Raw genomic sequence first — 13,973 nt, forward strand, 5'->3', positions numbered from 1 at the left:
ATTTTAAGTTTTAAGAAAGACAGAGAATTAAACTATGGCCAATATTCAGTTTCATGTACAGCCCGGTGGGAAAATCCAAGGCCGAGTGCGCGTTCCGGGCGATAAATCGATTTCGCACCGCAGCATTATGCTTGGTTCGATTGCCGAAGGAACCACGACCGTAACCGGTTTTCTGGAAGGGGCCGATGCATTGGCGACATTAAACGCGTTTCGCGAAATGGGTGTGCAAATTGAAGGGCCGGAAAATGGTAAGGTAACCGTACATGGTGTCGGCCTGAAGGGATTGCAAAAACCGAATAAACCTTTGGATATGGGCAACTCCGGTACCTCTACACGACTGTTGGCGGGGATCATTGCCGGACAGGATTTTGATGTGACTCTGGTTGGTGATGCGTCGCTCTCCAAACGCCCTATGAAGCGTGTTGTCGATCCGCTAACCGAAATGGGCGCGGTAATTGAAACTCAGGAAGGCGGTACCTTGCCGATGGTCATAAGAGGTTCCGCTCATCCATTGAAAGCACTTGATTACACCTTGCCGATGGCAAGTGCTCAAGTTAAATCCTGTGTTTTACTGGCCGGGCTGTATGCCGACGGTACGACCTGCGCTTTGGAACCGGCTCCGACCCGCGATCATACCGAGCGCATGCTGAATGGTTTCGGCTATGAAGTGAAATCGGAAAAAATCGATGCACAGCAAACTAAAGCTTGTTTGCAGGGCGGCGGTAAGTTGACGGCGTGCCATATCGACGTACCGTCCGATATCTCTTCAGCCGCATTCTTTATGGTTGCGGCGGCAATTTCCGAAGGTTCTGACCTTGTGATCGAGCACGTTGGCATGAACCCGACACGTACCGGTGTTATCGATATTCTTAAGTTGATGGGAGCTGATCTGACTCTGGAAAACTTCCATGAGGTCGGTGGCGAACCTGTCGCGGATGTACACATTAAATATGCGCCATTGAAAGGCATTGAAATTCCAGAAGAGCTGGTAGCGCTGGCGATTGATGAGTTTCCGGTGTTGTTTGTCGCGGCTTCTGCCGCGGAAGGCCAGACGGTATTGACCGGTGCCGAGGAGTTGCGCGTCAAGGAATCCGATCGTATTCAGGTTATGGCAGACGCTTTGCAGGCCTTGGGAATTGACGCCCAGCCAACACCGGACGGAATGGTAATCAACGGTGGCGAACAGTGTGCGCAGAAAGGAGAAATTCAAAGTCATCATGACCACCGAATCTCTATGGCGATGACGGTTGCTGGTCTTAAAGCCAAGGCACCGGTGGTAATTGACGATTGCGCAAATGTGAACACTTCGTTCCCTATTTTCCTTGATCTGATTAACCAGGTCGGGATGCAGGTCGAAGCTAAGGAAGCCTGAACGCTATGAGTATGACAAAAAGCATTATTGCAATTGACGGCCCAAGCGGCGTTGGAAAGGGGACTTTGGCCCAATGGCTCGCCTGTAAGACCGGTTTCCATTTTCTGGATAGCGGGGCGATCTACCGTTCATTGGCTTACGGAGTTATCGCTGATGCTATCGATTTGCAAGATGTTGCTGCATTGAGTGAATTGGCCAAAACATTGCCGGTTGAATTTAAAGCGACCAGCATTTTATATAAAGGTGATGATATTACGTCCAAGGTGCGCACAGAAGAAGTCGCTTCGGTAGCTTCCAAGGTTGCGGCCATCCCGGAAGTGCGCCAGGCACTGCTGGAGCGTCAAAAGGCGTTTGCTCAAGAACCGGGATTGATCGCCGATGGACGCGATATGGGAACCGTCGTTTTTCCGGATGCACCAGTTAAACTGTTTTTAACGGCTTCGGCGGAGATTCGAGCGGAAAGACGTGTTAAACAGTTGAAAAACCAAGGGAATGATGCTAATATCGCTCAAATTATTCAGGACATCAAGGCTCGAGACGAGCGTGACGCCAATCGTAAGACGGCGCCGCTTAAGCCAGCTGACGATGCCATGCTGATTGATACATCTAATCTGTCGATTGATGAAGTGTGTCAAAAAGCGGAATCTATTTTGTGGGAAAAAGGTATTTTGAAATAGCGTTTTTTTCCAAAAAAAATCAGATGCTTTTATTTAAGTGTTTGATTTTAAATAAATTTAATTGCCCCGGGGTTCAATAGAATCTGGGGTTTTGTTTTTTTATAAAATCGGCTCTTGGGAAGGCTGGTTTATCGTTAACTGACCCGACTGTTCCACGAAAACTCCCATGCGCAGTGGCAGGCGGTTGAGAAACTATTTGGTAATAAAATCCATGAGTGAATTATCTTTCGCTGAACTATTTGAAGCGTCTTTACAAGAAGACAAATTTAAAACCGGCTCACTAATCATCGGTACCGTTGTTGGTGTTGATAAAGAAGCCGTTTTAGTTGATGCAGGCATGAAATCTGAGTCAGCTATTCCAAAATCACAATTCCTAAACGCTGAAGGTGAACTTGAAGTTGCTATTGGTGACGAAGTTGAAGTTTATCTTGAGACCCTAGAAGATGGTATGGGTGAAACTCGTCTTTCGCGTGAAAAAGCAAAACGCGCTAAGACTTGGGACCGCCTTGAAACAGCGATGGAAGAAAGTGAAATCGTTAAGGGTATGGTTACTGGTAAGGTCAAAGGTGGTCTTACAGTTGATGTTGAAGGTGTTCGTGGTTTCCTACCTGGTTCACTTGTGGATATCCGTCCGATCCGCGACTTCGGTTTCCTTGAAGGTAAAGAAGTTGAGCTTAAGCTAGTTAAGCTGGATCGTAAGCGTAACAACGTCGTAGTTTCTCGTCGTGCAGTTATCGAACAAGAGTCTTCAGCTGAGCGTGAAGCAATTCTTGCGAACATGGAAGAAGGTTCAGTTCTTAAAGGTATCGTTAAAAACCTTACTGACTACGGTGCGTTCATCGATCTTGGTGGTGTTGACGGTCTTCTGCACATCACTGATATGGCGTGGCGCCGTGTTTCTCACCCATCTGAAATCGTACAGGTTGGTGATGAGCTAGAAGTTAAAGTTCTTAAATTCGACAAAGAACGTAACCGCGTATCTCTTGGTCTTAAGCAGCTTGAAGAAGATCCATGGGCAGATATGGTTTCTCGCTACCCAATGGGTGCTGAGGTTATGGGTAAAGTGGCTAACATCACTGACTACGGTGCATTCATCGAAATCGAAGAAGGTATTGAAGGTCTGGTTCACACTTCTGAACTTGATTGGACTAACCGTAACATTCACCCATCTAAAGTGGTTCACCTTGGTGAAGATGTTAAAGTTAAGATTCTTGATGTTGATCCAGAGCGTCGTCGTATCTCTCTATCTATCAAGCAGTGCACTGTTAATCCATGGGAAGGCTTCTCAGCGACTCATGCAAAAGGTGACAAAATCTCCGGTAGCATTAAGTCGATCACTGACTTCGGTATCTTCATCGGTCTAGACGGTGGTATCGACGGTCTGGTTCACCTGACTGATATCTCTTGGAACCAGCCAGGTGAAGAAGCGATCCGTGAATTCAAAAAAGGTGATGAGCTAGAAACTATCATCCTTTCTATCGATCCTGAGCGTGAGCGTATCTCTCTTGGTCTTAAGCAGCTAGAACAAGATCCATTCGGACAGTTCGTTGCATCTAACGGTAAAGGTTCAATCGTAACCGGTACAGTTAAATCTGTTGACGAGCGTGGTGCAGTTATCGACCTAGCTCCTGAAGTTGAAGGTTACCTTCGCGCTTCTGAGCTTGCTGAAGATACTCGTGATGCGTCTTCAATTCTTCGCGAAGGTGAAGAAGTGACTGCGAAGATCACCAACATCGATCGTAAGAACCGTTCACTTTCACTATCTGTGAAAGCGAAAGAAGCTCACGAAGAGCAAGAAGCGATCAAAGGTTACACTGAACAGCAGGCTGTTACTGGTAATACTCTTGGTGACCTTCTTAAGGACAAGATGTAATCTGAAATAAATTAGGTTCTCTAATTTATTAAGCCTCTAGAACAGATTTCTCTAAGTTATTGGTTTTAGAGGCTTTTTGGTCTAAATGATGGGGTTTTTATAAACTCTCTTTTTGTTAGCAATAAGATAAGAGTGAAATCAAATGACCAAGTCAGAACTGATTGAGTTAATTGCTCGCAAACAGACTCAGTTCTCGCAAAAAGATGTAGAACTGGCTGTTAATCAAATTGTCGATTCGATGATCGATACTTTGTCGCAAGGTTCACGAATTGAGATTCGTGGTTTTGGAAGTTTCAGTCTTCATCATCGCAAAGCGAGAGTGGGACGAAATCCCAAAACAGGTGAAACAGTTGAATTGACGGATAAAAGAGTACCGCACTTCAAGCCGGGTAAGGCTTTGAGAGAGCGTGTCAATGATTCCAAAGACAATACTGACATTCTAGCCTGATCAATAGCTCTCAATCTGATTGAGAGTTTTAAGGCCGCAAGCGTTTTATCGCTTGCGGCCTTTTTTATTTCTGCTTTATCCTTATATTCCTGCTTTATTCCTTGTTATTGTTGTCCCGGCTAGTCGTGAATATTGAGTTTTCTGATAAGCTCATTAATAGATTGAAAGTCGGATGCAAGTACTTGCCAGCCAATCATAAATACACTCTTATCGGTCCGAATGCCTTTGTCCTTGCGGTTTATCAGTAAAAAATCTTTTTCTGATATTGAGCGCCTCTATCAATTTATTAATATCTATTAATTAGACATTAGATCGTGTTGACAACAAAAATGGTCGTGCAATAACGCACAAAGTTTGAGGAGAGAGTGATGTCGCAAGATAAATGTCCCTTTATGCACGGCGCCAATACTGAAGCAGGCGCTTCGGTGATGAACTGGTGGCCGAATGCTCTGAATCTGGATATTCTCCATCAACACGATCGGAAAACCAATCCGATGAAGGAAGGCTTTAATTATGCCGACGAATTTAAAAAACTGGATCTGCAGGCGCTCAAAAACGATCTTAAAGCCCTGATGACTGACAGCCAAGCGTGGTGGCCGGCTGATTGGGGGCATTATGGCGGTTTGATGATTCGTATGGCATGGCACTCAGCCGGTTCTTACCGGGTAGCGGATGGGCGCGGTGGAGCCGGAACCGGTAATCAGCGTTTTGCGCCCCTGAACAGTTGGCCGGATAATGTCAATCTGGATAAAGCACGTCGTCTGTTATGGCCGATTAAGAAAAAATACGGCAATAAAATATCCTGGGCGGATTTAATGATTTTGGCCGGTAATATGGCTTATGAGTCCATGGGATTGAAAACATTTGGGTTTGCAGGAGGGCGTGAAGATATCTGGCATCCTGAAAAAGATATCTATTGGGGCTCGGAAAAAGAGTGGCTGGCGCCTACAGGAAGTGAAGGCAGTCGTTATTCAGGTGATCGTGATCTGGAAAATCCGCTTGCAGCCGTCATGATGGGGTTGATATATGTAAACCCGGAAGGGGTTGATGGCAAGCCGGATCCGTTAAAAACCGCCAAAGATGTTCGCGAAACTTTTAAACGTATGGCGATGAATGATGAAGAAACCGTCGCTTTGACCGCAGGCGGTCATACGGTCGGAAAATGTCATGGTAACGGCGACGCGGCAAATCTCGGACCGGATCCGGAAGCGGCGGGCATTGAAGAGCAGGGACTGGGCTGGAATAATCATCATACCAGAGGCGTCGGTAGCAATACCGTGTCCAGTGGGCTCGAGGGGGCATGGACTGCAAATCCGACCCAGTGGGATAACGGTTATTTTCACCTCCTTTTCACCTACGATTGGGAGTTGAAGAAGTCACCGGCCGGCGCCTGGCAGTGGGAACCGATCGCAATAAGCGACGCAGATAAACCGGTAGATGTAGAAGATTCCTCGATTCGGCATAACCCGATTATGACCGATGCCGATATGGCAATGGTCAAAGATCCTGTTTATCGGGAAATCTCCAAGAAGTTTTATGAAAATCCGGAATATTTTGCTGAGGTCTTTTCCCGTGCCTGGTTTAAGTTGACGCATCGTGATTTGGGGCCCAAAAGTCGTTATCTCGGTCCGGATGTGCCTCAGGAGGATCTTATCTGGCAGGATCCGATTCCTCCCGGAAATGATCAGTTCAGCGCAACGGATATCCGTGAATTGAAGGCACAGATACTTGGCAGCGGATTAAGTGTTGCAGAACTTGTGGCCACAGCTTGGGACAGTGCACGTACTTTCCGCGGTTCGGATATGCGCGGCGGTGCTAATGGTGCGCGTATTCGTCTGGCACCGCAAAAAGACTGGCCGGGGAATGAACCGGAGCGGTTACAAAAAGTGCTTGGCGTACTGGAATCGATAAGGTCATCGCTTGAGAGCTCGATTAGCCTTGCCGATTTGATCGTGCTCGGCGGTGCGGCGGCTATTGAAAAGGCGGCTGGAGATTTTGGCGTTCCGGTTACGGTGCCTTTTTCAGCAGGTCGAGGTGATGCGAGTGCCGAAATGACTGATATCGAGTCTTTTTCATACCTCGAGCCTCTGCATGATGCCTTTCGTAACTGGTTGAAAGACGACTACGCGGTTTCTCCGGAAGAGATGATGCTCGATCGCGCGCAGCTAATGGGGTTGACGGCTGCGGAGATGACGGTATTGCTCGGTGGAATGCGAGTTCTTGGGGTTAACTATGCCGGTTCCAAAGAGGGGGTTTTTAGCGACCGGATCGGGGTGCTCAGTAATGACTTCTTTGTTAATTTAACGGATATGGACAACACTTGGCGGCCTGTTGGAAAAAATCTGTATGAGATTCGTGATCGCGCAAATGATGCCCTTAAGTGGACGGCCACCCGTGTCGATCTGGTGTTTGGTTCCAACTCTGTACTGAGAGCCTACGCAGAAGTCTATGCTCAGGATGATAATCATGAAAAGTTTGTTCAAGATTTTGTCCGGGCATGGGTCAAGGTGATGGATGCAGATCGGTTTGACCTGAAGTAATACGATCTTTATTCGAGGGAATCAGGCTTATAATGATGGTGCATGGTTAATAAGTGCATATTTAAAATAATGATGGTCTTGACATCAACTGAATAGACTTGCTTTTTAAAGTCTTTCTCGATGCTGTCTGCAGTGTGCTATTCACAATATCCAGCAAATTGCTGCGCTTAATTGTATTCTGCTGCTGCAGGCGTGGCCTTCAGTTTTACAGCCAATTCTGCAACAATTCATTTAGTGTTTATTCAAAATGTCCGCGATTTTCCACTATAATCTGTCGAAACTTTATCCAAAAGGGTTTCCGGTTATATGTTCAAGCTGATTTCATTGCTGTTTACCACCGCTTTTCTCCTCTTGGGATTGGTTCTAGGGGTGTTAAACCCTCATTTGGTTGAATTCGATCTGTTTTTTTACCATGTTGAATTCCCTTTGGGACTGGCCATGGCCGTTATGTTAGTGATCGGAATGCTTATCGGTGCGCTGCTGATTAAAATGCAGGTTACCCAACTTAAATGGCGTTTAAGCAAGCAGACAAGACTTAATCAAAAGCAGTCCGACGAAATGGTTCATATGAAGAAGCAACTGCTAGAAGCGAAGCAGCAGAAATCATTGGATTCAATACAACCGGCCAGCCAAAACAATCATTTGCCGTCACCTTAAAATAGTGGAACACAATCAATGACTTCTCACATGCAAAATTCCGTTCATGATCCTAAAGTATTAATTGCCCTTGATTTTGCCGATGCCGACGCGGCATTGGAGTTTGTTAAACCCTTGGATCCAAAGAACTGCCGCCTGAAAGTCGGTAAGGAATTATTTGCTGTTGCGGGTCCTGAATTCGTCCAGCAATTGGTATTTCAGGGGTTTGATGTCTTTTTGGATCTAAAATATCACGACATTCCGAATACAGTGGCTAAAGCGGTAGCCGCCGCTGCCCGTATGGGTGTGTGGATGGTGAATGTACACGCATCGGGTGGTTCAAAAATGATGAAAGCCGCCAAGGACGCTTTGGCTGAGTTTGAAAAGCCGCCACTGTTAATTGCCGTAACCGTCCTGACCAGTATGCAAAGAGAAGATCTTGCTGAAATCGGTTTGGATGTTGAACCTAAAGAGCAGGTATTACGTCTGGCAAAATTGACGCAGGCATCTGGATTGGACGGCGTAGTTTGTTCTGCGCAGGAAACGGCAATGCTGCGCAACGAACTTGGCAATGATTTTTGTCTGGTCACGCCGGGAATTCGTCCCGCAGGCAGTGCCGCTAATGACCAGAAACGTATTATGACGCCGGCCGATGCTCTGCAATCCGGTTCCAGTTATCTGGTCATCGGGCGTCCGATTACGCAGGCGGATGATCCGATTCTGGCATTACAGGCTATCAACGATTCGTTACACCTCGACTAAGGTTTTAGTTGCTAACGCTTTGTAAAATCAGCTTTTTGTGAGATGAAACGGCGGTAATTACCGGAGGGTATTACCGCCGTTTTTATATTTGCCGTATATGTTTATGGATTGCGCGATTCCGCTTCTTGCGAAAAAGATAAAAAGTGGTTATAATCCGCGTCTTTCAAGCGCTGCTTGATATCCTTGTCTCACCGTAGCTAACGGGAGACTGTTTATTCATCCATAAGGAGAAAATTGAATGCGCCATTATGAAGTCGTATTTCTAGTACACCCTGACCAATCAGAGCAGGTTCCTGCGATGGTTGATCGTTATAAGGCCATGATCGAACAATCTGGCGGACAAATCCACCGTCTTGAAGACTGGGGTCGTCGTCAGCTGGCTTACCTAATCAATAAAGTGCACAAAGCTCACTACATCATGATGAACATCGAGTGCGGCCAAGAAGCACTTGACGAGCTTGAAAATGCTTTCTATTACAACGACGCAGTTCTTCGCAGCATGGTTGTTAAGCAAGATGAAGCAATCACTGAGCCTTCAGTTATGATGGCCCGTAAAGATGACAAAGCTGATAAGCGTCAGAACAAGGAGTAATAAAGATGGCTCGTGGATTTGGTCGTAAAAAATTCTGTCGTTTCACTGCAGACGGCGTAAAACAGATTGATTATAAAGATCTTGATACTTTGAAAGCGTACATTACCGAAACCGGTAAAATCGTTCCAAGCCGTATTACTGGAACTAGCGCTAAGTATCAGCGTCAACTTTCGAATGCAATCAAGCGTGCACGTTACCTCGCTTTGTTGCCATACACTGATCAACACAAATAATTTGTTTGAAGAAGTGAAATAGCTAGGACACGGGATGTTAGCCTTAGCCAACTACAGTATGAAAGGGCCGATGCAGGCCATTATTGCAGTAGTTCTGCTTTCACTCCTTAGTGTCTGGATTGCCCCGGTCGGTATTTTAGCCGGTGCGATCATCGCTCTGATTACCCTGCGTATCAACGCTGGCGAAGGGGCGAAATCCCTCCTCTGGGCGATTGCCGTCCAAGTAGGAGCCAACTTGATGATCAGCGGGAGCTACTGGCCTGCGGTTATCGCGGTTATGGAATATCTGCTGCCGGTTTATGTCATGGCAGTGGTTTTGAGAGAAACAAACTCTCTGGCCCAGGCGCTACAGTCTGGCATGTTGATGATCGGAGCCGGTCTGATCGCCTTCCATCTAATGGTAGGGGATACAACGAACTGGTGGTTGACTCTGTTCGACCAGCAGCTCAAACCGATTCTGGATTCGTCTGGTGTGGATTTTGACGCCGACCTGATACCAGGATTAGCGAAGTCAGTGACTATGTTGCTGGCAGCATTCGCTCTGGTTTTGTGGTACAGCATTTTATTGTTGGGCCGCTGGTATCAAAGTGTGCTGTATTATCCGGGTCAGTTTCAGCTTGATTTTCATCAGCTGACACTGCCGCAAAACACCGTTTATGCCGCTACCGCCATTGCCGTTGCCGGTTTGTTTTTCGGACAGGATGTCCGGCTGCTATATGATCTCTCAGGGATTGCAATAGCCGTTTTGATGTTCCAAGGCATCAGCGTTGCCCATTGTTTGGTCAAACAGAAAGATGCCAGCAGCGCCTGGTTGGTCGGATTGTATATATTGCTGTTTTTACTTCCGCAAATGATGCTGATTTTAGCTACCGTCGGTCTTTTAGATAACTGGATGAAATTCCGGGGCCGAGAGGAAATGCAATAAAGATAGAGGTTTAAGCCATGAATGTTATTCTGCTTGAAAAAGTACAAAATCTAGGAACTCTAGGTGATCAAGTTTCTGTTAAAGCTGGTTACGCTCGTAACTTTTTGATCCCACAAGGTAAAGCGAAAGCGGCTACCAAAGACAACATCGCTGAGTTTGAAGCGAAACGCGCTGAACTTGAAGCGGCTGCAGCTGCGGCACTTTCTGTTGCGCAAGGTGTATACGAAAACCTTAACGGTCAAGTATTCACTATCGAATCTGTTGCCGGTGATGAAGGTAAACTATTCGGTTCTGTCGGTACTCACGACATCGCTGATGCGTTGCAGGCTTCTGGTTTCGAAGTTGAACGTCGCGACATCCGTATGCCTGAAGGCGCGCTTCGTTTCGTAGGTACTTACGAAATCGACGTTCAGTTGCACACTGATGTTGTTGCAACCGTAACGGTTGAAGTTAAAGCTGCCGAATAATTTATTCGTTACAAGCTGATACTTTGTGAAAAAGCGTTGACCTTAACAGGGTCAGCGCTTTTTTTATGTCCGGAATATTCTCTTAACGCGTTTAATTTTCCGCAAACGCTTCCGGCGACGTTATAATAGTTTGTCCTTTTCCTGTGCACAAAACCGATAGCGTCAATGCAGATTAATTCATCAAAAAACACGACTCAAGAAGCAGAAAATCCGTTTAAGGTTCCACCGCATTCGATTGATGCCGAACAGTCCGTTCTGGCAGGCCTGATGCTGTCGAATGAGACACTTGATGATGTTATGACGATCGTCAATACAACCGATTTCTATACCAAGCAACATCAGGCTATCTTCGATGTCATTATCGAATTAAACCGCAATAACAAGCCGTTTGACCTGGTAACGGTAGCCAATCAGTTGCAATCCAACGGAAATTTGGAGCTGGCCGGTAATAAAGAGTATCTGGTCGAGTTGGTCAAAAATACGCCTAGTGCGACCAATATTCTCTACTATGCGCAACTTGTCCGCGACAAGGCGATTTTACGCAACCTGATCGAAGCCAGTAACGAAGTGGCGCAAACCGCCTATTTCCCCAAAGGGAAAGATGTTCGCGAGATTTTGGATATTGCGGAATCCAAGATCATGAAGATCGCCGAACACGGTGAAGGTAAAGAACGTCAATACCAGACCATGCACAACCTGTTAACGGCCGCATTAAATAAAATCGACGAACTGTTCAATACCGAAGGCCACATTACCGGACAGGAAACCCATCTAACCCAATTTGACGAAATCACTGCCGGTCTGCAAAACGGCGATCTGATTATCGTTGCCGGGCGTCCGTCGATGGGTAAAACAACCTTCTCGATGAACATGGCCGAAAACATTGCGACCAAGAACAATACGCCGGTCGCAGTTTTTTCGATGGAGATGCCAGGCGAATCGCTGGCAATGCGTATGATCAGTTCGATAGGGCGTATCGATGCCGGACGCATGCGAACCGGTAAGCTGCAGCAGGAAGACTGGCCGAAACTGAATAAGGCGGTTAATATCCTTTCTAAAGCGAAGATTTACATTGATGATACGCCCGCTCTGATGATTACCGAACTGCGTGCCAGAGCGCGCCGTATCGATAAGGATATTCGCGACCTGCAACGCAAGGAAGCGGTCGAAGCCGGACATGAAGACCCGGATAAGCACATTACCGGTCTTGGACTGGTCGTGGTGGATTATCTGCAACTGATGCGCGGTTCCGCCAATGCCGAAAACCGCGTTAACGAAATTTCTGAAATTTCTCGAGGACTCAAGGCCTTAGCGAAAGAACTTAATATTCCTGTCATTGCTCTTTCACAGTTGAACCGCAGTCTTGAACAACGTCCCAACAAGCGTCCGGTTATGTCGGATTTGCGTGAATCCGGGGCGATCGAGCAGGATGCCGACTTGATTATCTTCATCTATCGTGACGAGGTCTATCATGACGACTCTGAGGATAAAGGTATCGCTGAAATCATACTCGGGAAGCATCGTAACGGTGCCTTGGGAACGGTGCGCTTGACCTTCATCGGTGAATATACGCGTTTCGAAAACCATGCTGCCTTCGACATCGAGCATTAATCGATGGTTCAGAGCGTTATGCAAAATTATTGCCGTACGAAAGGATTCTATCTGGCATGATTTATCGTCCTACCAAAGCTTATGTCTCGCTTCCCGCTTTAAGCCATAATCTGAAGCTGATTAAACAGTTGGCACCGCAATCCAAAGTGATGGCGGTCATTAAGGCTAATGGCTACGGGCATGGCATCTGTCGCGTTGCCCAGCAGTTATCGGAAGCCGACGGCTTTGCGGTGACCTCGATTGAAGAAGCGCTGGTCTTACGGCAAAAAGGCTACTTGCACCGTATCGTTTTGCTTGAGGGGCTGTTTTCCGCTTCGGAAATCCCGGTTGTTACCCAGAACCGTCTGGACCTGGTACTGCATTCGCAGCATCAGTTGGAATGGCTTCTGGATTATCCTTTTGACACCACCCTCAACGTCTGGATTAAGATCGATACCGGCATGCACCGTCTTGGTTTCCACCCGGATGCGGTAGAAAGCGTGGTCCAACAGCTATTGAATAAGAGTAGCGCCTTCCAGATTCATTTTATTTCGCACTTCGCTTCGGCTGACGAGCAGGATGGCTTTTCACGCGACTTTACGCTTGCGCAGATCGATTGCTTTGATGACACTACGGCAAGTTGGCCGGTACCGAAAAGTCTGGCCAATTCGGCGGGTATTCTGCATTATGCCGCCAGCCATTACGATTGGGTTCGCCCCGGAATTCTATTGTACGGCTGCGGTAATCCAACTGGATCGCATCATGACTTCAAACCGGTGATGCGTCTTGAATCGCAGATTCTGTCACTCAAATGGATACCGAAAGGCGAATTTGTCGGTTACGGAAATGCCTGGCAGGCTTCGAAAGATACCTATGTCGGGGTGGTTGCTATCGGTTATGCCGACGGCTATCCACGCCACGCCAAGGAAGGGACTCCGGTTTTGGTAAACGGGGTTCGAGTGCGCATGGTTGGAAGAGTGTCCATGGATATGATTACTGTCGATCTGACACCGATGGTCAACCAAGTAAAGGTCGGCGATCGTGTCGTCCTCTGGGGTGAAGCGGAACTTACTGCGGATGAAGTTGCCAAATGGTGCGGTACCATCAGTTATGAATTACTAACCGGCGTGACTTCCAGAGTGCCGCTGATTGAAGTTCGCTGACAGTGGGATCTATATGAGTAAACAGCTGAATATACTGAACAGCAGACAAGGTTACAGCGGCTTTTTCCGTATTGATATTCTTCGCTATCAACATAGCCTGTATGCCGGTGGGATGAGCGCTGAAATCGATCGAGAACTCTTCGGTCGAGGAGAGGCGGCCGTTCTGCTTCTGTATGATTTGCAGGCAGAAGCCCTCGTGCTAATCGAGCAATGCCGGGCGGGTGCTTTAGGGCACGCTCAACAGGCAAATTCGCCGGACAAGGCCTGGTTGATTGAGCCAATTGCCGGTATGATCGATTCTGGTGAAACGGCCGAGCAGGCTGCCGTGCGTGAAGCCAAAGAAGAGGCGGGGATTGATATCCCGTCGGCCGAATATATCTGCCAGTTTTACCCAAGCCCGGGTGGTTCGGATGAAGTGCTGCATCTGTTTGCCGCACAGATCAATATTAATGACGTTGCGGATTTCGCCGGCCTGGATGAAGATATCGAAGACATTAAGGTACTCAAGGTACCTTTTTATGAAGCCAAACAAAATCTTCTCAATGGGCACTATAATGTAGCCAGCACGATTATCGCATTGCAATGGCTGTTTTTTCAGCGCTGTAATGATGCGACTCTTCGTTAACACATCTCTTAATCAAGTCGAATTTTATTATGTTATGTCTTTTCCGCAATAGCCGAATTCACCCGAAATT

At 47.0% G+C, this 13,973-nt stretch carries 14 protein-coding genes; all 14 read left to right on the forward strand.

Annotation, left to right across the window (positions count from 1 at the left end):
• The first annotated feature begins 34 nt into the window (after positions 1–34).
• Entirely contained in the window at positions 35–1,372 is a 1,338-nt protein-coding gene (aroA, locus tag J3999_RS11450) for a 3-phosphoshikimate 1-carboxyvinyltransferase (protein ID WP_208128024.1), read from the forward strand.
• 11 nt (positions 1,373–1,383) lie between these two features.
• Positions 1,384–2,049: a (d)CMP kinase gene (gene cmk, locus J3999_RS11455; protein ID WP_208128068.1), complete on the forward strand. Its 666-nt coding sequence runs from the start codon at positions 1,384–1,386 to the stop codon at positions 2,047–2,049.
• Between the two features lie 211 nt (positions 2,050–2,260).
• Positions 2,261–3,922 carry a 30S ribosomal protein S1 gene (rpsA, locus tag J3999_RS11460; protein WP_208128025.1) on the forward strand — a complete coding sequence of 554 codons (1,662 nt, stop codon included), beginning with the start codon at positions 2,261–2,263 and terminating at the stop codon, positions 3,920–3,922.
• Between the two features lie 142 nt (positions 3,923–4,064).
• A complete protein-coding gene (locus tag J3999_RS11465) occupies positions 4,065–4,370 on the forward strand; it encodes an integration host factor subunit beta (RefSeq protein WP_173284993.1) in 306 nt (101 codons plus the stop codon).
• Between the two features lie 368 nt (positions 4,371–4,738).
• Complete coding sequence (gene katG / locus J3999_RS11470; protein ID WP_208128026.1) at positions 4,739–6,910, forward strand: catalase/peroxidase HPI; 2,172 nt, start codon at positions 4,739–4,741, stop codon at positions 6,908–6,910.
• Between the two features lie 306 nt (positions 6,911–7,216).
• A complete protein-coding gene (locus tag J3999_RS11475; RefSeq protein ID WP_208128027.1) occupies positions 7,217–7,567 on the forward strand; it encodes a LapA family protein in 351 nt (116 codons plus the stop codon).
• 18 nt (positions 7,568–7,585) lie between these two features.
• Entirely contained in the window at positions 7,586–8,308 is a 723-nt protein-coding gene (pyrF, locus tag J3999_RS11480) for an orotidine-5'-phosphate decarboxylase (protein WP_243755475.1), read from the forward strand.
• Between the two features lie 238 nt (positions 8,309–8,546).
• Positions 8,547–8,900: a 30S ribosomal protein S6 gene (gene rpsF / locus J3999_RS11485; protein ID WP_173285001.1), complete on the forward strand. Its 354-nt coding sequence runs from the start codon at positions 8,547–8,549 to the stop codon at positions 8,898–8,900.
• Between the two features lie 5 nt (positions 8,901–8,905).
• Entirely contained in the window at positions 8,906–9,133 is a 228-nt protein-coding gene (rpsR, locus tag J3999_RS11490) for a 30S ribosomal protein S18 (protein ID WP_173285003.1), read from the forward strand.
• 34 nt (positions 9,134–9,167) lie between these two features.
• A complete protein-coding gene (locus J3999_RS11495) occupies positions 9,168–10,058 on the forward strand; it encodes a DUF2232 domain-containing protein (RefSeq protein ID WP_208128028.1) in 891 nt (296 codons plus the stop codon).
• 17 nt (positions 10,059–10,075) lie between these two features.
• Positions 10,076–10,525, forward strand: a complete 450-nt coding sequence (gene rplI / locus J3999_RS11500) for a 50S ribosomal protein L9 (RefSeq protein WP_208128029.1) — start codon at positions 10,076–10,078, stop codon at positions 10,523–10,525.
• 165 nt (positions 10,526–10,690) lie between these two features.
• Positions 10,691–12,136, forward strand: a complete 1,446-nt coding sequence (gene dnaB / locus J3999_RS11505) for a replicative DNA helicase (RefSeq protein WP_208128030.1) — start codon at positions 10,691–10,693, stop codon at positions 12,134–12,136.
• Positions 12,137–12,192: 56 nt separating this feature from the next.
• Positions 12,193–13,278 carry an alanine racemase gene (gene alr, locus J3999_RS11510; protein WP_208128031.1) on the forward strand — a complete coding sequence of 362 codons (1,086 nt, stop codon included), beginning with the start codon at positions 12,193–12,195 and terminating at the stop codon, positions 13,276–13,278.
• Positions 13,279–13,291: 13 nt separating this feature from the next.
• Positions 13,292–13,903 carry an NUDIX domain-containing protein gene (locus J3999_RS11515; protein WP_208128032.1) on the forward strand — a complete coding sequence of 204 codons (612 nt, stop codon included), beginning with the start codon at positions 13,292–13,294 and terminating at the stop codon, positions 13,901–13,903.
• Positions 13,904–13,973: the final 70 nt, after the last annotated feature.

It is taken from the genome of Thiomicrorhabdus sp. 6S3-12 (assembly GCF_017571475.1).
Classification (GTDB): Bacteria; Pseudomonadota; Gammaproteobacteria; order Thiomicrospirales; family Thiomicrospiraceae; genus Thiomicrorhabdus.